The following is a 22,256-nucleotide window of genomic DNA, read 5'->3' on the forward strand; positions in this document are numbered from 1 at the left end:
GCCTCGTTGGGCGCCCCTACGGGGGCTAACCCCTAATTCCCACACGCAAAACAAAAATGCTCCGCCCTTCACGCCGCTCCTACAGGTCCGTCGGGCCGAGCAGGCGCGACATCATCGACTTCAGCGCGAGCGGCTTGAGCGGCTTGTGCAGCAGGTGGCAGCCGGCGGCGGCGATGGCGTCGCGCACCTCGGGGCCGTGGTCGGCGGTGATCACGACGCAGGGCCTCGACGGCATCAGGCCGGCCAGGCGTTCGCGCACCAGCAGACCCGTCTGGCCGCCGTCGAGGTGGAAATCCAGCAGCAGCAGGTCGGGCGGGCCGGCTTCGGCCACGCGCGCCGCGGCTTCGTCGCCGCTGCGCGCCGCCAGCACCTCGCAGCCCCAGCCACCCAGCAGGGCCTGCATGCCGCGCAGCACGTCCGGGTCGTTGTCGACCACCAGCACGCGACTGCGCGGCGGCTCGGGCGTCGGTTCCGGGGTCGCGCGGACGTCGGCGGGCTCCGGCTGCGTGCGCGGGACCCCGATCGAAAACACGGTGCCCCTGCCCGGCCACGAACGCAGCTTCAGCGGCAGCCCCAGCAGGCGCGCCACGCGTTCGGCGATCGCCAGGCCGATGCCCAGGCCCTGGCCACCCTTGTCGAGGCGCCGGAACTCTTCAAAGATCAGTTTCTGGTCGGCTTCGGCGATGCCCGGCCCGGTGTCCCAGACTTCGACGAACAGGGTTTCGCCGCGGCGCCGGCAGCCGATCAGGATGCGGCCGCTGGCGGTGTAGCGCACCGCATTGCCCAGGAAGTTCTGCAGCACGCGGCGCAAGAGCTGCGGATCGGTGAACACCCAGGCCTGGGTGGGCACCCTCTGCAGCACCAGTCCCTTCTGCGCCGCCAGCACGCCGAACTCGGCGGCCAGGTGCCCCAGCAGGTCATCGATGCGGAAGGCCTGCGGCTTGGGCTCCATGCCGCCGGCGTCGAGCCGGGAAATGTCGAGCAGGCCGGACAGCAGGCCTTCGGCGGAAACCAGCGCGCCGTCGATGTTCGCAAGTGCCTCGCGGTGCGGCGTGTCCTCGAGTTTCGGCGTCAGCGCGTGCACGAACAGGTGCGCGGCGTTCAGCGGCTGCGCCAGGTCGTGGCTCACCGCCGCTAGGAACCGCGACTTCCCGCGGTTCGCGCGCTCGGCCTCGGCCTTGGCGCCGGCCAGCTGGGCGGTGCGTTCGGCGACGCGCTGTTCCAGGGTTTCCGCGACCGACTTGAGCTCGGCCTCGCTGCGACGGAAATCGGTGACGTCAGTGAACGTGGCGACGAAGCCGCCGCCGGGCATCGGATTGCCGCGGATCTCCACCACCATGTGGCCGAACCGGCGCTCGGCGACGTAGGGCGTGCCCGCGCGCATGTGCCGCAGGCGCTTGCCGACCTCGCGTTCGGGCGGGCCGTCGCCGGCGAGGCCGCGGCCGACGTTGTGCGCCACCAGCTCGGCCACCGGCACGCCGACCTGCAGCAGCGGCGCCGGGTAATCGAACAGCTCGGCGTAGCGACGGTTCCAGGCCACCAGGCGCAGCTCCGAATCCACCACCGAGATGCCCTGGCTCATGTTTTCCAGCGCGGCCTCGAGCACGCGCTGGTTGAAGCGCAGCGCCTGCGAGGCCTCGCCAACGATGGTGGCGACGGTGTCGAGGTCGGTGCCCTGCGCACGCCGCGCCGCGTCGAGCAGCAATCGCGCCGAAGCCGCGCCCAGCACCGCCGCGAGCTCGCGTTCGATGCGCTGCTGCAGCTCGCCCGGCACCGCCTGCCCGGCCGTCGCGCCGGCCAGCACCGCGTCCACGCGCGCCACCGGCAGGAAACGCACCGCCACTTCGCGCAATGCCTCGCGCGACAGCGCGCCGCCGAGGTCGGGCGTGGCCACGTCCAGCCGCGAAGCCAGCATCCATGGCACCAGCGCGCCGGCCGCCAGGCTCAGCAGGGTCGCGCGGCCGATGCGGCTCCACTCGCCCAGGCCGAACATGCGCTCGGGCGCCAGCCAGCCCCAGCCGAAGGGTCCCTGCTGCAGCCAGGCCGGCGCCTGCCCGCCGGCTTCCGCCAGCGCCGGCGCCAGCAGCACCCAGCACCACAGCGCGACCGCCACGCCCAGGCCGGCCAGCACCGCGCGCGCCGGCGTCTGCGGCCGCCAGACCGCGAAGGCCACCGCCGGCGCCAGCGTCGCCAGCGCGGAGAACGAAAGCGCGCCGATGTCGGCCAGCGCGTCCGAACCCGCGATCAGGCGGCTGTAGCCCCAGGCCAGCAGCACCACGGCCAGGATGCCGACGCGGCGCTGGGTGAGCACCGCGCCGCGCAGGTCGGCGCCTTCGCCGCCACCGCCCGACCAGCGACCGCGCACCAGCACGGGCGCCAGCCAGTGGTTGCCGATCATCACGCTCAGCGCCAGCGTCGCCAGGATCACCATGCCGGTGGCGGCGCTCAGGCCACCAAGGAAGGCCAGCAGCGCCAGTGCTTCCTGGCCATGCGCCAGCGGCAGGGCCAGCACGTACAGGTCGGAGGGCACGCCGATCGGCGCCAGCAGCGCATCGCCGGCGCGCGCGAGCGGCAGGATCGGCAGCGCGATCAGCAGCATGTACAGCGGGAACAGCCAGCGCGCCGTGCGCAGCTCGTTTTCCTGCCGGCACTCGACGATGCCGACGTGGAACTGGTGCGGCAGCGTGAACATCGCCAGCGCGCCCAGCAGCACCAGCGCCGGGAACCCGCTGGCGCCGTCGGCCGGCGGCGGCGGCACGTCGAGGCTGGGCAGGTCGAGGCCGAACACCACGAAGGCGCCCAGCGCCAGCATCGCGCCCAGCTTGAGCAGCGACTCCACCGCCATCGCCAGCACCAGCCCGCGGTTGTGTTCGGCGGCCGATACGCGGCGCGTGCCGAACAGCATCGCGAACAGGCCCATCGCCAGCGCCACGTACAGCGCACTGTCCTGCCAGGGCGGCGGCGCCAGTTCCGACGCGCGGGTCAGCAGCCCGTAGCTCATCGCCACCGCCTTCAACTGCAGCGCGATGTAAGGAACGATGCCCAGCACCGCCACGAAGGTGACCGCGGCCGCCAGCCAGGAGCTGCGGCCCAGGCGAGTGGCGATCAGGTCGGCCAGCGAGGTCGAGTTGTGCTCGCGCGCCAGCCGCAGCAGCTTGAGCAGGAAGCCGAAGCCCAGCAGGTAAAGCAGGATCGTGCCGAGGAAGGTCGGCGGGATCGCCCAGCCCGAGCGCTGAGCCTGGGTGACGGTGCCGTAGAAGGTCCAGGAGGTGCAGTAAACCGCCAGCGAGAGGCTGTAGACGGCTGGCCATTGCTTTGCGAGCAGCGCCGGGCGGCGTTCGGCCAGCAGCGCCGTGCCGAACAGCAGGCCCAGCCACAGCAGGCCGGCACCGATGACCAGCGCGTCGGTCAGCACGACCGCGCCCGGATCACGGCATCGCGACGCCCAGCGCGCTCAGCGCCGCGGCCAGCCAGCGCAGCTGCGCGCCGTCGCGGGTGTCGTAGGCCTCGCCCGTGTAACCCCACCAGTCCCAGCATGCCTTCGGATTCAGCGGCAGGTAGCTTGATCGCACCTGAGGATACAGCACCGCCACGCGGTGCACGTCGGCCCAGCGGTTGAAGCCGGCGTCGCGCACGAAGGCCTCGCCGACCTTGTCGGCGTTCTGCTGGCAGCCGTGGAAGGCCACCAGCACGCCGCAGGTGGCGCCGGCCGCGCAGTCCGGCGGCAGGTACAGGTAACCGGCGTCGGCCATCACCGGGTCGGCATCGGCCGGCGTGAACGCGGCCTGGTCGAAGCGCCGCAGTTCGCCGGCGGCGTCCGCGGCGGCTTCGGCTTCCGGCTCACCGAACAGTTTCGCCATCATCGTGCCGGCGGCGTCGAAGCCGCAGCGGCCCAGCCAGGGTTCGCCGCCGAGCGTGCAGTCGACGCCGCGATCGCGCGTGGGCAGCAGGTGCGGAAAGGCGCGGTCGGTGTCCGTCTCCACGCGCAGCCCGCCGGCTTCCCCGGAAAGCGCCTCGTACACGCCGGCCACCGACGCGGCCAGCGCCGGCGCCACCGTGGCGTCGTCGCGTCCGTGCAGCACGTAGACCACGTCGCCGGCCAGGCCGGAAAGCGGGGCCAGCTGCCCGGCCGCGGCCCGCTCGCGCACGCGCGCGGCCAGGCGCTTCGGATCCGGCAGGTAGGGTTTGGCCTCCATGCACGGCCCCAGCGCCGTTTCCAGCGAACCCCCGGCGCAGCCATAGGGAGGGCCCGCCAGCAGCGCCGCACCGCGCAGGCGGTCGGACCAGGCGAAGTGCACCTGGCCGGCCATGATCGCGCCGGAGGAAACGCCGGCCACCGCGATCCGGTCGGAATCGACCGTGATTGCCGGCAGCGGCGGCGGCGGTTCGGCGCCGCAACCGGCCAGGCCGGCCAGCAGCGCCATCGGAATAAAAACACGGGCCGCTTGCGCGACCCGTTGGGAAAATTCCCGGGGAAACTTTGCCATCACTCAGAAGTTGTAGCGAAGCGACGCGTAGTAATTGCGGGGCGCGCCGTAATACGCGGTCTGGATGCCACCGATGGACGAGAACTCCTGGCCATCGGTCTTGTAGACCTCGTCGGTGAGGTTGCGCACGCCGGCGCGCAGCTGCCAGCGGCCGTCGGACGAATCCCAGCTGCCGAACAGCCCGGCCAGCGTGTAGCCCTCCTGGCTCAGCCCCGGGGCGTTGTCCACGCTCAGCCAGGTCTCCGAACGGTAGGAGACGTCGCCGCCGATGGTCAGCAGGCTGCCGTTGGCCAGCTCGAAGCCGTGCTGCAGCGCGACTCGGCCGGTGAACTCCGGCGAGAACGGCACGTGGTCGTGCAGGTTCGCCAGCGCCGGGTTGACCACCACGCGCGGGTCGTTGAACTCTTCGTAGCGCGCGTCCATCCAGCCCAGCTGGGTGCTAAGCAGCGTGGAGTCACCCAGCCGCGCCATGCCTTCGAACTCGATGCCGTCGATCGCCAGCTCGGCGGCGTTGAGCACCGGGAAGGCGAAGTTCGGAATCGGGTCGTTCGGGTTCTGCACTTCCGACACGCGGGCCTGGAAGTCCTCGTAGGTGCTGTGGAAAGCGGCGATGCGGCCCGACAGGCGGCGATCGGCCGACTGCATCTTGACGCCGACCTCGTAGGTCCAGACGTACTCGGGTTCGAACGCGCTGATCTCGGTGGCGGCGTTGGCGCGGCCGTTGAAACCGCCGGCCTTGTAGCCACGGTTCGCCGACACGTAGCCCATCACCTGCTCGCTGAACTGCTTCTGCAGGCTCAGGCTGGGGGTCAGGGCCTTCCAGCTGTCGGAGATGTTGAAAGCCAGCGCCGGGTCGGCGTTGCCCAGCAGGTTCGAGAAGGTGGACGTGGTGCGGAAGTACTTCTTGCTGTCCTTGCTGTAGCGCAGGCCCGCGGCCAGGGTCCAGCTGGGGCTGAACTCCCAGTTGAAGTGCGCGAAGCCGGCGACGGACTTGTTCGACAGGTCATCGTCGATGGTGCGCAGGAAGCTGATCGGGAAGCCCGAGAACAGCAGGAAGTCGTCGGCGTAGGCTTCCTGGTGCGAAGGCACCTGTTCGTTCATGTAGTACAGGCCGAAGATCGCCTGCAGGTCGTCGCCGTTGTCGTACTGCAGCTGGAACTCCTGGCTGGCCTGGCGCTGGTCGACGCCGACGAAGACGTCGCCAAGCTCGAACTCGGAGGCATCGATGTCGATGAAGGAGGCCGTGGCGAGCTCGCGGTAGGCGGTGATCGACTTGGCGGTCCAGCGTTCGCTCAGCACCCACTCCATGCCCAGCGAGGCGCCCTTGTGGGTCAGGGCCTGGCCCTGGTCCGGCGCGAAGGAGGTGCGGGTTTCGAAGTTGTACTCGCCCGGCGTCGGCAGGCGGTAAAGCACGATGCCGCCCGCCAGGTCGACGCCGTACAGCGGCGCCACCGGCTGGCCCAGGGTGAGCGCATTGTCCTGGCGGGTGTAGTCCAGGGACAGATTGCCGCTGAAGGTGTCGCTGGGGCGGAAGGCGATCTTCACGCGCGCCGCGGTGGTGTCCTCGTCGTTGTAGTCCTGGCCGGTGGCCGGGTCGGTGACGTAGCCGTCGCGGGTGATCTTCGCGGCCGCCAGGCTCACGGCCAGGGTGTCGCTGAGCTGGCCGGCGACGTAGGCGCGGCCCTCGGCGCGGCCGTAGTCACCGGCGGTCAACTCGACCGAGCCGCCCTGGTCGTCGAAGGGATTGCGCGTGGTGATCTTGATCGCGCCGCCGGTGCTGTTCTTGCCGTACAGCGTGCCCTGCGGGCCGCGCAGCACTTCGACCTGGCTGACGTCGAACAGCGAGAACAGCGCGCCGTTGATGCGCGAGTAGTAGACGTCGTCGACGTACATGCCGACGCCGGGGTCGAAGGTCTGCAGCGCGTCGGGCTGGCCGATGCCGCGGATGAAGACGTTCACCGAGTTCGAGGAGCCGCGGCCCTGCACGATGTTCATGTTCGGCACCGCGCCCTGCAGGCCGTCGATGTTGGTCGCCTGCAGGTCGCGCATGGCGTCCTCGCTGAAGGCGCTGACCGCCACCGGCACGTCCTGGATCGACTCGGTGCGGCGACGCGCGGTCACTTCGACCGCATCGAGGGTGGCCAGGGCGTCTTCCTCGGCCGTCCCGGCGGCGGGCGCGTCCTGTGCCGTCGCGTGGAGGGCGACCAGGGACAGGGTGAGGCCGATGGCCAGGCTCAGTTGCTTGCGCTTCATGGTTTCCCCTCGGACTAGCGTGTCGGACGGCCGGTCGGCCGGTTGCACGGCAGACTACGTCCGGGCCGGCGGGGCGGCACCTGTACCTTGGTACAAGTGGCCGGCGGCGCCGCGCCTGCGGACACTCGACCCCTGTGTTTTTCCCGGGGGTTCGAAGGCATGTCCTTCCTGATCGTGCTGGCGGCGCTGTGTTTCCTGATGTTCGTGGCCTACCGCGGCTACAGCGTCATCCTGTTCGCGCCGGTCGCGGCCCTGGGCGCGGTGCTGCTGACCGACCCGTCCCTGGTGGCGCCGATGTTCACCGGCCTGTTCATGGACAAGATGGTGGGCTTCCTGAAGCTCTACTTCCCGGTGTTCCTGCTGGGCGCGATCTTCGGCAAGCTGATCGAAATCTCGGGCTTCTCCAAATCCATCGTGGCGGCGACGATCCGGCTGTTCGGACCCGAACGCGCGATGCTTTCGATCGTCGCGGTCTGCGCGATCCTCACCTATGGCGGCGTGTCGCTGTTCGTGGTGGTGTTCGCGGTCTATCCCTTCGCCGCCGAACTCTTCCGCCAGGCCGACATCCCCAAGCGCCTGATCCCGGGCACGATCGCGCTGGGCGCCTTCACCTTCACCATGGACGCCCTGCCCGGCACGCCGCAGATCCAGAACATCATCCCGACAGGCTTCTTCGGCACCGACACCTGGGCGGCGCCGGTGCTGGGCACGATCGGCGGTCTTTTCATCCTGGCGCTGGGCATGAGCTATCTGGAATGGCGCCGCCGCGTGGCCCGGCGCGCCGGCGAAGGCTATGGCACCGAGCTGAAGAACGAGCCGGCACCTTACGCCGGCGACAAGCTCGCCAGCCCGTGGATCGCGCTGCTGCCGCTGGTGCTGGTGGGCGTGACCAACAAGCTCTATACGGTCTGGATCGGCAGCTACTACGGCGAAACCCACAGCTTCGAACCCTCGGTGATCGGCAACGCCGCGCCGGTGGTGCAGGAAGTTTCGCGCGTGGCGGCGATCTGGGCGGTCGAGGCGGCCCTGCTGACCGGCATCGTCGCGGTGGTGCTGCTGGCCTGGAAGGCCGTGAGCACGCACTTCGCCGAAAGCACCCAGCCGGCGATCGGCGGTGCGCTGCTGGCGTCGATGAACACCGCCTCGGAATACGGCTTCGGCGCCGTCATCGCCGCCCTGCCCGGCTTCCTGGTGGTGGCCAGTGCGCTTGGCTCGATCCCCAACCCCTTGGTCAACGAGGCGATCACCGTCACCGCGCTGGCCGGCATCACCGGATCGGCCTCGGGCGGCATGTCGATCGCGCTGGCCGCGATGTCGGAAACCTTCATCGCCAACGCCAACGCCGCCAACATCCCGATGGAAGTGCTGCACCGCGTGGCCTCCATGGCCAGCGGCGGCATGGACACCCTGCCGCACAACGGCGCGGTGATCACCCTGCTGGCGGTCACCGGCCTGACGCACCGGCAGGCCTACAAGGACATCTTCGCGATCACCATCATCAAGACGCTGGCGGTGTTCTTCATCATCGGCGTGTTCTACGCCACCGGCTGGGTCTGATCCTTCCGGGGCCGGCAACGCAAAACGCAAAAAACATCCGCAGACGGCAAATCTTCGCTGCGGATGTTTTTTTTCGCCGTGCGTAACGATTGCGACGACGGGCGTGGTCACGCTCGGCCGGCATCGTCCGACACCAGGGGAACACCATGACCAAGTTCACTTCGCTGGGCCTCGCCGCCCTGCTCGTCATTCCCGCATCCGCGCACGCCCAGGTCTTCGCCAAGCCGACCGACAGGTCGGGTATCTGGCTGACCAAGCCCGGCATCCTTTCCACGCCGGATCCCGACACGTACTACAGCTGCGTGCAGGATTCCGACGGCATGCTGATCTTCTTCAACGCCAGGAAGGGACGCTTCGTCACCTGCCAGCGCGGCACTTCGCCGGTGTCCTGGGCGGGCCGCGGTCCGCAGGGCCTGCCCGGGCCGATCGGGCCGGCGGGTCCCCAGGGTGAGACCGGTGCAACGGGTGCCACCGGTCCGGCCGGCCCGATGGGACCCGTGGGTCCGATGGGCCCGATGGGTCCGATCGGGCCCATGGGTCCGATGGGCATTCCCGGTCCCGTCGGTGCCCCCGGCCCCATGGGCCCCATGGGCCCGGCGGGTCCGCAGGGTGAACAGGGCGTTGCCGGGGCCGCGGGCGCCACCGGTCCCGCCGGTCCGATCGGACCGGCAGGCCCGGCCACGCCTGACCTGCGCTTCGGCATCAATACCGGCACGGCCGCTGCCGGTCGCGGCGAGTGCACGATGGGCGAGATTACCCTGACCGCTGGCACCGTCGGCAGGGGCGTCCCGGCGAATGGACAGATCCTGGCGATCTCGAGCAACACCGCGCTCTTTTCGCTGCTGGGCACGCGCTTCGGTGGTGATGGCGTGTCCACCTTCGCGCTGCCAGACCTGCGCGACGCGGCTCCCAACGGACACACCTACCTGATCTGCACCCAGGGCATCTACCCCTCGCGCGCCTGAGTCCGCGCCCGCCCCGCCTTGCCGGCGGGGCGGGCGACCTTTCAGATGGCGGCTGCGCCTGCGCTCAGGGAGCGCAGCCTTGGGTGGTGCCCTCGCCGCCCAGCGGCTGCAGGGTGCTCGACGCGCTCCAGGTCCCGGTGACGCCATCGGTAAACGTCGCGCTGACGTCGATGCCGGCCAGCGTGCCACCGGCGAAGGTGCGTCGCAGCGTTCCCACCGGGAAGCGCATCGGCGTGCCCTGCCAGAACGAGGTGGGAGGCGTGCCACGCAGCTGTTCCAGGCTCAGCGTGGCCTCGGCCTGGCCTGCGAACGTGCTTTCAGCGGACAGGAAACGCGCGCTGCCCTGCTTGTCGTAGACGAAAGCCGCGTAGAACTCGTACTGCGGCCACAGCTGCACGCTGAAACCGGCGCCGGCCGTCGCCGGGTCAAACCAGTGCGAGCTTGCATCCACGGGCAGGCCTGAATAGGTCGGGCAGCCGCGGCCGAGGGCGGACATCGGTTCGGAGCCGGTCAGCCCATGCACTTCGTGCGTGAAGGTGAACTGGTCCGGCCCGGTCGGCGTCACCATGACCTGGCCGATGCGGGTCAGGCGGTTGCCGTTTCCGATCCAGGCCGAATGGTAGACCGGCGCCCGCCAGATGCCATCGGCGCCTGGCCGGGGGCCCTGCGCGTAGTACCAGGTGGGACGCCCGCCGTAACCGTAGGTGTACCAGATCCCGGCCCACTGGTTTCCCGCGGGGTACAGGAAGATGCCGTGGCCGCTTCGACCGGCATTGAAGTAGCTGCCGGGCCGCACCACCGGCGTCGCGGCGCTGGTGACGGTCGCGGTGATGGTGACGGAGGCCAGGTCCTCGTCGCTGTTGACCGGCGTCACGTACCAGCGACCGGGTGACAGCGCCGCGCCGCTGACGGACAGGGTTTCGTTGCCGCCGGGCCCCACGGCGGAAGCGTCGGCGCTTGCACGCGACGGGGCGCTGCCGATCGCCGCGATGTCCGCGGAGGGCGACGCCTTTGCAACATAAAGGTCCACGTCCTCGGCGCTTGCGATCGTGACCCGCAGTTCGCTGGCGCCGGCAGGCACATCCACGAACAGGCGGTCATGCGCCTGGCCGGGCAGCAGACGCATGGCGTAGGGACTGCCGCTGGAAAGCGCGGAGCCGCTGTTGGTCGAAGGATCGGCGTCCACTTCGACGGTGACCGGCAGTGAATCCACTTCCTGCTGGCCATCGAAAACGCGCACGTACCCGACGGCCAGTTCCCCTTCGATGATGGACGGATCGTTGTAGGAGACGATGTAGGCGAGCGCGTCGCCGGCGTCCACCCGGGCCGGACCGGTGGCGACGACGCTGCCGTCACTGGCAATCATCGGCACGGCCGCCACGTGGACATCGACATCCGCCGGCCAGGCCTGCGCGTTGTGCACCATCACCCAGTACACAACCGGGCCGGTTCCCGGATGCGCCAGCGGGAAATCGCAGAATTCCTCGTCCGACCGCATCGTCGCCGCGCAGCGCACTTCGTCCGCGGAAGGCTGGCCGTCGCCATTGGCGTCCACGCCCACGTAGCCAAACACCCTCTGGCCCCCGTTCCAGCCGAAGCGGGCGTGGATACGCCAGCTGGACGCTTGCGCATCCGCCGGGGCGGGCAGCGTGTACAGGCGCGTCACGGTGCCGGACAGGCCTGCTTCCCAGGGGGTCGACGGACGCGGGTCCGCCTCGACATTGAAGAGTTCGGCCCGCGGCGTCGCCAGCGGCGTCGCCATGTAGCGGATGTCGGACATCGCCCGCGGTGATCCGGCTTCGCCGAACGAACGCCCCGACTGGCCCCGGGTGATGATCGAAAGCGGATCGTCCAGGGTGACGCGGACCGCGGCCGTTTCCTGGTAACAGGCGTTGGCCGCATCGCAGGCGCGGTAGACAAGCGTGTCCACGCCCGACCAGTCGCCGTCCGGCCGGTACTGCAGCACGTCGTCGCTGGCATCGGCGGGTGAACCGCGGTCATCGACCCAGGCGCTGCCGTTGGCGGGCGCTGCCAACAGCTCGAGGCGGCCGCCCGCCAGGTCGCCGTTCCGGCGACGATCGTTGGCAAGCACGTCGAGGCTCGATTCCGCGGCGTTCTCGATGAGGGTGAAGCGGTCGGGGACGCCGTAGAAAGTGGTGTCCGTGGCGCCATCATCGTTGAGGATGGTGCCGGTGGCGCTGGCGAACACCTGCCCGGCGCCGTCGCGAAGCTCGACGGTGAAGGTCTCGTCGATCTCAGGAGTAGTGTCGCCAAGTATGCGCACGGTATAGGTCGCACTGGTCTGTCCCGCGGGGATCGTGACCTGGTAGACCCCTTCCGCAGTGAAGTCCGAAAGATCGGCGGTTCCGGTTTCCGTCGTCACGTAGTAGACGAGGAGGTCCTCGGGCGCCGGCTCCGGCACCGAGATGGTGAAGTCCAGGGCGGTCTCGCCAGCGTCTCCTTCGGCGATGCTGGCATCCGCCACCGTGGGGATTTGCGGCGCGAACGGCGTCACCGAATTCGACTCGGCCGACCACGCGCTCGGCCCTCCCGGGTAGATCGCGCGCAGCGCGAAGGTGTAGGCCTGGCCATTCTCCAGCCCTTCGAACTGGAATGCCTGCAGGTCGGGCACCGATTCCACACGCCCGCCCGGCGTCGCCCTGACTTCATAAGCTTCGGGACGGATCTGAAGCGGTTCGGGCCAGCTCTCGAAGACCAGCCTTGCCTGCGCGTTGCCGGCTTGCGCCGTCGGCGGAACCGGCGTCGCCGGCTGCCGGTCCATGAAGGCAATGCGGCGCACGCGGGCATTGCCCACGTCGGCGACCAGGACGGTGCCGGGGTTTACCGAAGAGTCGAGGCTGGCCAGCGCTGCCGGCGAAGAGAAACGGGCCTGGGCCGCCGGACCACCGTCACCGGTGGAACCGGCCGTGCCGGTCCCGGCAAAAGGCGCGATGTCTCCGTAATACGGACTGATGCGCACGATGCGATGGCTTCCGGCGATGGTCGCGTAAATCGAGGCGACACCGGTCATGCCGCTGACCTCGCCCAGGGGGAGGTCAAGCGCGCGGCCGCTCTCGCCGGCATAACCATCACTGCCGTTGCCCGCGATGTCGCTTACCTGGCCCGTCTGCAAGGCGATCATCCGGATCCGCAGGTTGCCCCGGTCGGCGACCAGCAGGCCTGGCCCGCCGTCGTTGACGGCCGCCAGTGCGCCCGGGCGGTCGAACCTTGCGCTCGCCGAATCTCCGTTGACATGGCCCGCCACTTCGTCGCCGGCGAAAGCGCCGATGACGCCCCCGCTGCTGATGAAACGGATGCGATTGCCGCTGCTGACGTACAGGCCGCCATCCGCCGACGGCGCCAGACCCTGCGGGGATGGCAGGCCGGCGGTTGTGGCGGGGCCACCGTCTCCGGACGGGCTGGCACTGCCATTGCCGGCAATCGTGCTTATCGTGCCGTCGGCATCGATGCGCCGGATGCGATGGTTGGACGTGTCGGCGAAGACGATCGCACCGTCCCACATCGAAACGATCGCGCCGACTTCGCCGATCTGCGCCTGCGTGGCGGGCCCGCCGTCACCCGCAAAACCCCGGACGCCCGTGCCTGCCACCACCAGCGGCTCGGCATTGAACTCGAACAAGCGGTAGATGCGCCCCTGGGCGGCGACCAGCGCACGGCCGTCGGGCTCGTGGGTCAGCGCCTCCGGCGCACCCTGGCCATGGGCGATGGTCGAAACCTGCTGCGCGGCGGCGACGCCCGGCAGCAGCAGCAACAAATACAGGCCGAGGCCGGCCAGGCCCGGCGCAGATGCGCCGGGTCGGTTACGAGACTGGTTCAAGCGGATTCCCCGGGACGATCCTTCTGCCCGGATGATAGCCCGTGGCGCGCCCGCCGTGGTCAGGCAGCCGGCTGGAAATCGGGAGGGGGCTGTTACCGCGCCGGCCCCGCCAGCAGCGGATAGGGATTGATCGCCTCGCCTTCCCACCAGCGCTTGTCGGGGCCGAGCACGAAGATCGCGAAATGCAGGTGCGGGGCCGCGGCGTTGGCGTTGCCGGTGTGGCCGACGTAGCCGATCAGCTCGCCCTGCTTGAGCACCCTGCCTTCCCCGATGCCCTCGGCGTAGCGCTGCAGGTGCGCGTAATAGAACGCGACCTGGCCGGCGTCGTCGAACTGGTAGAGCGTGATCCCGCCGGGCACCGAGTCGAAGAGCTTGACGACCGGCCCGTCGGCCACGGCAAGCACCGGCGTGCCTTCCGGGGCCATGATGTCGAGCGCATCGTGCACGCGGTCGGTGCCGCGGGCATCGGCGAAGCTGTCCACCAGGTCGGCGGCCTGCACGCCTTGGACGGGAATGCGCAGCGGCGGCAGCAGCGGTCCTTCCTGCAAAGGCGGCGCCGCCTCGGGTGGCGCGACCGTTTGTACCGTGGCGAGGGGCGGCGCCTGTTCGATGGTTTCCTGCACGGCATCGTCGACGGCGACGTCCAGCGTGCTTTCGATGTCCTGTCCGGCGACCGGCCTTGGGCCGGGAGCCTGCGCCGGGCCGGGACCCGCCTGCGCAATCAACGCGGACCCCGAGGTATCGGCCTCCGGAGTGGCAGGTGCCGGTTGCGTGCCGGTCGCGCGCTCGGCCGGCACTTCGGCCACCACCCAGGCGACGGCCAGGCCGCCAACCAGCAATCCCGCCAGGAACACCAGGCCGGCCCGCATTGGCGCTTACTCCTGCAGCCGCACGGCCGTGCCGGCCGACACGGCGCCGGCGACACGCACGACGTCCCAGTTCGTCAGGCGGATGCAGCCATTGGACTGGGTCTTGCTGATGTTCGCGGGCTCCGGCGTGCCGTGGATGCCGTAGTGCGGCTTGCTAAGGTCGATCCAGACCAGGCCCACCGGATTGTTCGGGCCCGGCTGCAGCGTCGCCTTCTCATGCGACGGATCGGCAGCGTGGAACAGGCTCGGGTCGTAGTTGAAGACCGGGTTGCTGGCCACGCCGTTGATCTTCCAGTCGCCGATCGGCAGCGGGTCGTGCTCGCTGCCCGAGGTCGCCGGGAACCAGGCGATAACTTCGTCCTGCGCGTCGAGCAGCCACAGCGCGCCGTCGGATTCATCGACCACGACGGTGCTAGCCGCCGGCAGCGAGGCGTCGCGCGCGACGTTCGGCACGCGGATGGTTTCGCCGGCCGTGAACGCGGCCTCCGGATTGAGTTCGCGCAGCAAGGTGGGGCTGGCATGGAAACGTTCGCCCAGCTTTTCCTCGACGCTGGCAAAGCCCATGGATTCAAGCTCCGCCTTGGCCATCATGTCGTCGGGGATGTCCGCGAAGGGACCGGCGATGTCGTCTTCGGCCAGCACCACGTCGACGAGGGTCGGCACGTCGCCGGCCTCGAGGGCGGTCCAGGTGGCGTCGTCGAGCTCGCCGGTTTCGTCCAGGCCGTGCTTGCGCTGGAAGGCCTTGATCGCACCCGCCTGGTTGGAGCCCGCCACGCCGTCGATTTCGCCCGGGGAAAAATGCGCCCGGTCCAGCAGGACCTGGGCACGCAGGTCGTTTCGCGCGGTCGCGGCGTCCGACGGCGAGGCCTCCGCCTCCGCTGCCGCCATGGCACCCGAGGCCGCCGAGGGGCTCGCAACGGCGGCAGTGCTGGCCGCAAGCGCGGCTGCGATCCAGTACATCAGCGAACGGGTGCGCAACATGGCAGGTCTCCTCAGGCTTTGCCCGAGTGTCCCCTGCCCCGCATTAATCGCGGCTAAGCCGGCCGCCTGGTCTATGCTGGCCGGGCAAACCACCCAGGCGGAGGAAAGCCCATGAAGGACGATCCCATCACCGAACTGCTGCTTTGGTCACTCGCCATCAACTACGGCATCCTGCTGGTTTGGCTGGGTGCGCTCGCCTGGTTCCGCGAACCGGTCCGCCGCCTGCACCGGCGCTGGTTCCGCCTTTCCGACGAGATGTTCGACGCCATGCACTACGGCGCGATGGCGGTATTCAAGATCCTGATCCTCGTCTTCAACCTGACCCCGCTGCTGGCGATCCAGCTCCTGGACTGATCCCACCGGCAGCCGGCCACACCCAGAAGGGTGGGCCGGCATTCGCGCCGGCCGTTCAGTCCGCGCAGCCCTGCGTGGTTCCGGGGCCGCCAAGCGTCCGTACCTGGTCAAGGACGGACCAGCCATCGCGGATGTCGGCAAACGGCCAGGACTCCGCGAAGTCCGCATCCACCCTCACGCTGTCGAGCTCGCCGCCCTGCAGGATGCGCCGGAGCGAACCGGCCGGTTCCCTTGCCGGTGCGATGTACGAGCAGGTCGGGCACGCGCCCATCACGCGCTGCAGCGGCAGGGTCGCCGTGGCACCGGCGAAGGTGCCGCTTTCCGCGGTCAGGAAAACCGGCGAGCCCTGTACGTCGAAATCGAACACCGCGTAGAACTCGTAGTCGTTCCAGACCTGCACGCTGTAGCCGGCGCCGGCCCGCTGCGGGTCGAACCAGTGCGAGCTGATGTCCTGGGGCTGGCCATTGAGGCTCGGACAACCCCGGCCGAGGGCCGAATACACTTCCGAGCCGGTCTCGCCGTACAGCGTATAGGTGAAGGTGAATAGGTCCGGACCGACCGGCGTCACCGTGGCCTGGCCCACGATGGTGGGTTCTGCGTGGCCCGCATACCAGGCCTGACGGTAGAGCGGGCTGCGCCAGATACCGTCGGCGTCCGGCGCCGTGGCCTGCAGGTAATACCAGGTGGGACGGGCACTCACCGATTCGTAGGTGTACCAGAGCCCGGCCCACTGGTTGCCGGCCGGATACAGCATCAGGCCGGAGCCGCTGCGGCCCGGATTGAAATAACTGCCCGACCTCACCAGCGGCGCGACCGCCTGCAGGGAGGCGGTGAGGGTCACGCTGGCCCGCTCGGTGCCCGCATTGTGAGGCACGACGTACCAGCGACCCGGATGCAGCGCGCCCGCTTCGACGCGCGCCACGCGCTGGTCGCCCACGCCCGTGGAAGCAACGGCGTCCACGCCCGGCGCCGGAGCGGCGGCGATCGCCGACGAGGCCGGGTCATCGCCGCCAGGATGGCGCACCAGCTGGAAGGGCATGCCCCCCGGGCTGTTGCTGACGACCTCCAGGCGCGTGGCGCCCTCGGGCACGTCGACGAAAACACGTTCCAGGCGTGAGCCGGGAGCGACGTCGAAGCTCCTGGGCACGCCGAAGGCCAGGGGCAGGCCGACCTTTTCTTCGGAATCCTTCAACCAGACGGTGAAGTCATCGAGCACGGTGCCGGCGTCGGACCACAGGCGCACGATGCCGGCACGCTGGTCGCCGTCCAGGAAGCCTTCGTCGAGCCAGCCCAGCTGCAGGTATACCGGCGCTTGCGCGTCGGTTTGTACCGGTCCGGTCGCGAGCAGCGTGCCGTCTGACGCGTCCATCGGAATCTCGTAGACCTCGAACACCGCGGGGCGATAGTCCGGCCAGCGGTTGTGTCCCGCCACCCACCAGGTCACCGGCGCGTCGCCGACGTGCACGACGGTCTCGCAGACATTGCCCACGTCCTGTGGGCGGATCGCGCTGCACTGCACCTCCCCCTGCGACGGCACACCATCGCCGTCGAGATCGATGCCGGCGTAGGCATCGACCCAGGCGATATTGGAGTCGGGATTGACGAGCAGGATGCGGTACTCGCGGATTTCCCCTTCCGGCGAGGCGGGAATCGTGCTGGTCTCCCACACCAGGTTCGAATCCGCGTTCCAAGGCTCCCAAGGCGTGGGATCCGGGTAGACGCCCAGCGAGACTTCCCGCGGAGCCACCAGCGGCGAAGTCGTGTAGCGCGCGGCCGAGAGAGGCGGCAGGCTCTGCATCAACACCCGTTCGCTGCCGCCGCGGTCGCCCCGGGTAAGCTCGATCGAATGATTGGCGCGGATCGCCACGCGCACGGTGGCCTCGGTGCAGCCCGTCCCTGGCAGGCACAGCGAGTATCGGAAACTGTCGCGCCCCGTGAAATCGGGCGCCGGGGTATAGAGAAAACGCACGTCGCCGTTTTGCCCTTGCGGATCCAGCGCGCCGTGCGCCGGCGGGTCGATGATCTCCACGACGAGCTGGGAGCTTTCCAGGTAGTTGAACACGTCGTTGGCCAGGGGATGCAGCAAGGCCGGCTCGTTCACGACCGCCTGCACGGCATCATCGCGGGCCTGGCCCGAACGCGACACCGGTGCGTCATCGTCGCGGATGTCGACCCGGGTGCTGAACGCCGTGGGGTCCGGGCCGACGGTGCGCGCCCCCGTCACCGCCGAGAAATCGACCCAAAGGGTCTGGAAGTTCCCTTCGGCGTGGGTATCGCCGAAAACCCTGACCGTGACCTGCCCGGCAGTCTGCCCCGCCGGAATCTCCACGCGGGTGGGCGGGACCTGCACGTAATCGATGCCGGGAGTCATCGAAGAGTGGTCGGCGCGCGTAGCCCAGGTAAAGGCAACCTCGGAGCTCGCGGGCGAAGACAGCGTCCATTTGACCGCGACATCGGTATGCCCCGAATCACCCTCGTCCACCGCGACCACATGGGGTACGGAGAACAGTGGCGGATCCTGGGCGAAAGCAGCTGGCGCCCAAGCAAGCAACGGAAGCATGAGAACGACCAGTACGAGACCGCGGATGTGGGCACCAGGCATCGCGTGACTCCTCATGGTTTCGGAATCCTCACGGTCTTGCTGATCATCAGCGAGCCCGACACGGCGAACAGCAGCACCAGCGGATGCAGCTGCCAGCCCAGGTCGATGCGGCCGAACCACAGGTCTTCGCCGATGCGGCCCTGCCACGCGGCCACGGCCATCAGCCCGACCAGAACGACCGAGGTCGGGATCGGCGTGCCCTCGAAGAAGCGCACCTTCGCCGCGCCTTCGGACAAGGCTTCGGCGGTGACATTGAATCGCGCCAGCCGGCTGACGCCGCAGCCGACGAAATACGACAGCACCAGCCAGTCCCAGCCGCCCTGCATACCGCAGGCATAGGCCAGCGCGGCGGGTGCCACGCCGAAGGAAATCACGTCCGACAGTGAATCGAGTTCGCGACCGAGCAAGGAAGCCCCGTGGCGCTGGCGGGCGACCCAGCCATCGAGCGCGTCGAACACGAAGGCCAGTGGCACCAGCGCCATGCCCCACAGCAGGTCGTTCACCCGGCCGTCCTGCAGGAAGCGCATCGCCGCGAAGATCGCACCGGTGCCGCAGAAGGCGTTGGCCAGCGTGAACCAGTCGGCCAGGTGGAAGTCGCGGATCATCGAAAAATGTCTTTTCATGCCTTCGAGCCTCCCCGCACGCGCCGCAAAAGGCAGTGCCGCCCTGCGTCGTGCCTCCGGGGCAATCTAACAAGCCCCTGCCCGGCAGGCCAGCCAACGCAGACCGGCAAACGCGGGCGCGCCTGTCTCAGGGCGCGCATCCCTGCGTGGTGCCGGGGCCGCCAAGCGGCACGACCAGGTCCACCGAACTCCAGGCGCCGGGCACGGGAATGTTCATCGGCCCGTTGACGAAGATCGCGTCCAGCTCCAGCGACTGCAGGGTGCCGCCCGAAAGGACGCGCCGCAGCGTGCCGACCGTCGTGCGGCTCGGAGGGCCGTAATAGGCGCACGACAGGCATGAACCGCCGAGTTGTTCGACATTGAGCACGTCGTCGGCGTCGCCGACGCCGCTGCGTTCCGACAGCAGGAACCGCGGCTCGCCGAGCCCGTCGTAGACGAAGGCGGCGATGAACTCATAGTTGGCCATCATCTGCACGCTGTAGCCCGGTCCGGCGTTCGCCGGGTCGAACCAGTGCGAGCTCACGTCCAGTACCTGGCCATCGATCGTCGGGCAGCCGCGTGCCAGCGCGGCCATCGGCTCCGAACCCTCGATGCCATCGACGGTGTAGCTGAATCGGAAGGCATCCGGACCCGTCGGCGTGACCGTCGCGGAACCCACCGCCACCAGGTGCCCGGCATCGCCGCTCCACGCCGACCGGTAGACGGGGGATGTCCAGGTGCCGTCGACGCCCGGCGCAGGGGCCTGCAGGTAATACCAGGTCGGGGAGCCGTTCTCGCGATAGGCATACCAGATGCCGGCCCAGGCGCCGCCGGCCGGATACAGGAAGAGTCCGTGGCCTGAACGGAGCTGGTTGAAGTAGCTGCCCGGACGCACCACCGGTGCCGCGGCGTCGATGGCTGCCGTCAGCTCGAGCCGCGCGTCGGAACCGTCGCGGTTGATCGCGACGACATGCCAGCGGGCGGGCTGGTCCAGGCCGTCGTGCACGACCACGCTCTCGTTGCCACCGGGACCCTCGCCCACGGCGACCGGCACGTAAGGCAGCGCGACCGGCTGCACCCTCGTGGCGGCGTCGTTCGGGTGCGGCACGCGCACGAGATGCAGGTCGATATTGGCGTCGCTCCGGCTCTCGACGCTCAAACGGGTCGCACCGCGCGGCACGTCGATATAGATGCTGCGATGGCTGGCACCGGCGGCCAGGGCCAGGACCTGCGGCTGGCCGTCGACAAGGCGCAGCGGTCGTTCCTCGTCGTTGCCCTGGACCAGCAGCACCGGGAAATCACCCGTTGCGGTGTTGGCATCCGACTTCACGCGCACGTAGCCCAGGCGCCGCTCGCCGGACAGCATGGTCGGATCGTTCCAGACCATGTTCAGCGCAAAACGCTGGCCGGCGGGCAGGTGGCCCGGGGCAGTGACCGCCAGGCTGCCGTCGCCATCGACGAAGGGCACTTCGTAGACATTGACCTGTACCGAGCGGGGCTCCTCGTTCCGGCTTTGCAGCATGACCCAGTAAGCCAGGGACTGGCCCGCGGCCTGCTCGAAGGACAGTTCGCAGGTTCGCGTCATGTCGTTCTGGATGCAGCGCTGCTCCGCCGGGTTTGGACGCCCGTCGCCGTTGCTGTCCACGCCCATGTACAGCGTCGCGTTGAATCCGAACTGCGTCCCGTCTTCGGCGAAAACCTTGACGGTGCGGGCGCGGCCGTCTGCCGGCGCCGGGATCGTCCGCAGCTGCCAGACCACACCGTTCGTGCTGTCCCAGGGAGTGGCCGGCGTATCGTCCACGCCGACGTAGAACGACATCACGTGGGGTTCGACCAGGGGCGTGGCCAGGAAGCGGGCGCCCGGCATCGCACGCAGGTTCGACACTTCCAGTCGTCCGCGGCCCGTGCGGCCGGAGACGCCCAGGTACTGGTCGGCCAGCGGGCGCACCACCAGGGTCACGGTCGCCGTCAGACAGCGCGCTTCGGTCTCGCACACTTCATAGGTGAGCTGCTCTTCACCTGTCCAGTCCTGCGGCGGGTAGTACCAGACGTACTGTCCGTTGACCGAAACGGTGCCCAGGGCGGGTGGGCTGACGATCGTGAAGCCGCCATCGGGATTGAATTCGGTGCTGTCATTGAGGGTGACGGGAAAAACGTAGGGCGAGGCATTCTCGGGAACGATCTCCCGGTCGTCGCGCAGGAAGAATTCCGGAGGGCCGGCTTCGTCATCGTCGTAGATGACGCCCGAGGCCTCGCCGTAATAACCATTGCCATAGGACACCGCCCCGGCAAGGATCACGACCCGCAGGTTGAAGGTTTCGTAACCCTCGACGTATTCGTCGCCGTTGACGAGCACCGTCAGCTCACCCAGGGATTCGCCGGCCGGGATTTCCACGATCTGCCCGGTGACGGGCTGGTAGTCGTGGTCCGAGGTCGCCAGATGGTCTTCGGTAGACACCCGCAGCCTGACCGGCACGAGCGCGGGCCGGTCCAGCCGGAACCGGAACACCGCCGGCGTGGTGCCGGTGTCGCCTTCGTCCACGAAGGCGCTTTCGAAGTAGACGCGGGGCAGCATCGCGTCGAGCGAGGTGACGCGGCGGACACGGCGGTTGTCGGAGTCGGCGACGAGAATGTCTTCCGCGGCGATCGCCAGGGAGGTCATCGTGCCAAGCCGCGCGTCCAGGGCCGGACCGCCGTCACCGGAGAAACCCGGGCTGCCGGTTCCCGCCACCGGCTCCACCACCTGCAGATGCGGCAGGTAGCGTTCGATGCGCGCGGAACCGACGCGGTGGTAGTACAGGTTTCCGTGGATGTCGGTGGCCAGCCCGGCGGGGGAGTTTTCCGCGAGCGTGCGGATGATGCCTTCCGCATCGATCACACGAAGGCGGCCATTGCCGCGGTCGGCTACGTACACCTGGCCGCCGAAAGGGGCCACCAGACCATCCGGGGAATTGAGCTGCGCGCCCGTGGCCGGGATGCCGTCGCCGTTGTAGCCCGCCGCGCCCGTTCCCGCGACCAGATGCATCACGCCACTGGAGTCGACCTTGCGGATGCTGACCTGGTCCGCGATGTACAGGTCGCCACCCGGCGCGAAGGTGATCGCGGCGGGATGCCGGAGCGCACGTTCGCCGGCGGGACCGCTGTCGGCGGTGAACTGATGCTCGCCCGTCCCGGCGACGGTGTGCACGATGCCCTGGGAGTCGATGCGGCGGATGCGGGCATTGCCCTGGTCGACGACATGGAGTTCGCCGCTCCGCGGGTGCAGGGCCATGGCCACGATGTCGGTGAACCGCGCCTGCGTGGCAGGGCCACCGTCCCCGGCAAATCCCGTCGTGCCGCCCTGCCCCGCGATGGTGGTGATGGTGCCGTCCTCGCCGACCTTGCGAATGAGCCCGCTGCCACCGATGTAATACGCCGACGAACCCGGGACCTGCACCACGGAAAGCGGCACGTCGATCGCGGCCGCGATCGCCGGGCCGCCGTCGCCCGAGAATCCGCTGCTGCCGTCGCCGGCGACGGTGTCGATGGTCTGCGCGGAGGCGGTGGCCGCACCGAACGCGACCGCGGATGCAAGGACCACTGCGATGAGTGCGGATACCCGCGGGAGGAAGGGCAAGGTCATGGCCGGGGGGCTCCGCTGCGCGATACTTTCCGGGGCAGTGTAGTCACACAATACCGCGACGGCTACGCAAAACACGCGAAAAAATCGCAACAAAAAAGCGGGCCGAAGCCCGCTTTCTTGTATTGC

11 protein-coding genes and 1 pseudogene are annotated in these 22,256 nt (G+C 69.2%); 3 read left to right on the forward strand and 9 right to left on the reverse strand.

Going from position 1 to position 22,256, the window contains the following annotated elements; genetic code table 11:
- Positions 1-79: 79 nt before the first annotated feature.
- From ACE3TE_RS09765 to ACE3TE_RS09775, 3 genes are all read right to left on the reverse strand, one after another.
- The gene (locus ACE3TE_RS09765) at positions 80-3,415 is read right to left on the reverse strand and encodes a PAS-domain containing protein (protein ID WP_374604464.1); all 3,336 of its coding nucleotides are present in this window, start codon (positions 3,413-3,415) and stop codon (positions 80-82) included.
- A gap of 13 nt (positions 3,416-3,428) precedes the next feature.
- Positions 3,429-4,424: a PHB depolymerase family esterase gene (locus ACE3TE_RS09770; protein ID WP_374604466.1), complete on the reverse strand. Its 996-nt coding sequence runs from the start codon at positions 4,422-4,424 to the stop codon at positions 3,429-3,431.
- Between the two features lie 66 nt (positions 4,425-4,490).
- On the reverse strand, positions 4,491-6,740 hold the full coding sequence (locus ACE3TE_RS09775; protein ID WP_374604468.1) for a TonB-dependent receptor: 2,250 nt from the start codon (positions 6,738-6,740) through the stop codon (positions 4,491-4,493).
- A 159-nt stretch (positions 6,741-6,899) separates the two neighbouring features.
- On the opposite strand from ACE3TE_RS09775, the gene ACE3TE_RS09780 reads away from it, so the two are divergent.
- Complete coding sequence (locus ACE3TE_RS09780) at positions 6,900-8,297, forward strand: GntP family permease (RefSeq protein ID WP_374604470.1); 1,398 nt, start codon at positions 6,900-6,902, stop codon at positions 8,295-8,297.
- A 794-nt stretch (positions 8,298-9,091) separates the two neighbouring features.
- Positions 9,092-9,217 (forward strand): annotated as a pseudogene (locus ACE3TE_RS09785) (phage tail protein); the annotation flags it as partial.
- Between the two features lie 109 nt (positions 9,218-9,326).
- Here ACE3TE_RS09785 and ACE3TE_RS09790 read toward each other — a convergent pair.
- The 3 genes from ACE3TE_RS09790 to ACE3TE_RS09800 all read right to left on the reverse strand — a co-directional run bounded on the left by ACE3TE_RS09790 (position 9,327) and on the right by ACE3TE_RS09800 (position 14,950).
- Positions 9,327-13,100: an Ig-like domain-containing protein gene (locus ACE3TE_RS09790; protein ID WP_374604472.1), complete on the reverse strand. Its 3,774-nt coding sequence runs from the start codon at positions 13,098-13,100 to the stop codon at positions 9,327-9,329.
- Positions 13,101-13,192: 92 nt separating this feature from the next.
- Entirely contained in the window at positions 13,193-13,969 is a 777-nt protein-coding gene (locus ACE3TE_RS09795) for a M23 family metallopeptidase (RefSeq protein ID WP_374604473.1), read from the reverse strand.
- A 6-nt stretch (positions 13,970-13,975) separates the two neighbouring features.
- A complete protein-coding gene (locus ACE3TE_RS09800) occupies positions 13,976-14,950 on the reverse strand; it encodes a L,D-transpeptidase family protein (RefSeq protein ID WP_374604475.1) in 975 nt (324 codons plus the stop codon).
- A gap of 111 nt (positions 14,951-15,061) precedes the next feature.
- On the opposite strand from ACE3TE_RS09800, the gene ACE3TE_RS09805 reads away from it, so the two are divergent.
- Positions 15,062-15,304, forward strand: coding sequence for a DUF6868 family protein (locus tag ACE3TE_RS09805; protein WP_374604477.1), 243 nt, complete (start codon positions 15,062-15,064; stop codon positions 15,302-15,304).
- A gap of 55 nt (positions 15,305-15,359) precedes the next feature.
- Here ACE3TE_RS09805 and ACE3TE_RS09810 read toward each other — a convergent pair whose 3' ends face one another.
- The 3 genes from ACE3TE_RS09810 to ACE3TE_RS09820 form a co-directional block, all read right to left on the reverse strand.
- Positions 15,360-17,675 (reverse strand): Ig-like domain-containing protein, encoded by a 2,316-nt coding sequence (locus tag ACE3TE_RS09810; protein WP_374604479.1) that lies wholly within the window; start codon positions 17,673-17,675, stop codon positions 15,360-15,362.
- A 242-nt stretch (positions 17,676-17,917) separates the two neighbouring features.
- A complete protein-coding gene (locus tag ACE3TE_RS09815) occupies positions 17,918-18,529 on the reverse strand; it encodes a phosphatidylcholine/phosphatidylserine synthase (RefSeq protein WP_374604480.1) in 612 nt (203 codons plus the stop codon).
- Positions 18,530-18,656: 127 nt separating this feature from the next.
- Entirely contained in the window at positions 18,657-22,130 is a 3,474-nt protein-coding gene (locus tag ACE3TE_RS09820; protein WP_374604482.1) for an Ig-like domain-containing protein, read from the reverse strand.
- Positions 22,131-22,256 lie beyond the last annotated feature (126 nt).

The sequence above is a fragment of the Arenimonas sp. genome, from assembly GCF_041919775.1.
Lineage (GTDB): Bacteria > Pseudomonadota > Gammaproteobacteria > Xanthomonadales > Xanthomonadaceae > Arenimonas.

What these genes read in the sequence shown, in the direction of transcription:
- ACE3TE_RS09795 (WP_374604473.1), bottom strand. Translation starts at nt 13,969, where the DNA reads ATGCGGGCCGGCCTGGTGTTCCTGGCGGGATTGCTGGTTGGCGGCCTG.
- ACE3TE_RS09820 (WP_374604482.1), bottom strand. Translation starts at nt 22,130, where the DNA reads ATGACCTTGCCCTTCCTCCCGCGGGTATCCGCACTCATCGCAGTGGTC.
- ACE3TE_RS09800 (WP_374604475.1), bottom strand. Translation starts at nt 14,950, where the DNA reads ATGTTGCGCACCCGTTCGCTGATGTACTGGATCGCAGCCGCGCTTGCG.
- ACE3TE_RS09805 (WP_374604477.1), top strand. Translation starts at nt 15,062, where the DNA reads ATGAAGGACGATCCCATCACCGAACTGCTGCTTTGGTCACTCGCCATC.
- ACE3TE_RS09770 (WP_374604466.1), bottom strand. Translation starts at nt 4,424, where the DNA reads ATGGCGCTGCTGGCCGGCCTGGCCGGTTGCGGCGCCGAACCGCCGCCG.
- ACE3TE_RS09780 (WP_374604470.1), top strand. Translation starts at nt 6,900, where the DNA reads ATGTCCTTCCTGATCGTGCTGGCGGCGCTGTGTTTCCTGATGTTCGTG.
- ACE3TE_RS09815 (WP_374604480.1), bottom strand. Translation starts at nt 18,529, where the DNA reads ATGAAAAGACATTTTTCGATGATCCGCGACTTCCACCTGGCCGACTGG.
- ACE3TE_RS09810 (WP_374604479.1), bottom strand. Translation starts at nt 17,675, where the DNA reads ATGACTCCCGGCATCGATTACGTGCAGGTCCCGCCCACCCGCGTGGAG.
- ACE3TE_RS09775 (WP_374604468.1), bottom strand. Translation starts at nt 6,740, where the DNA reads ATGAAGCGCAAGCAACTGAGCCTGGCCATCGGCCTCACCCTGTCCCTG.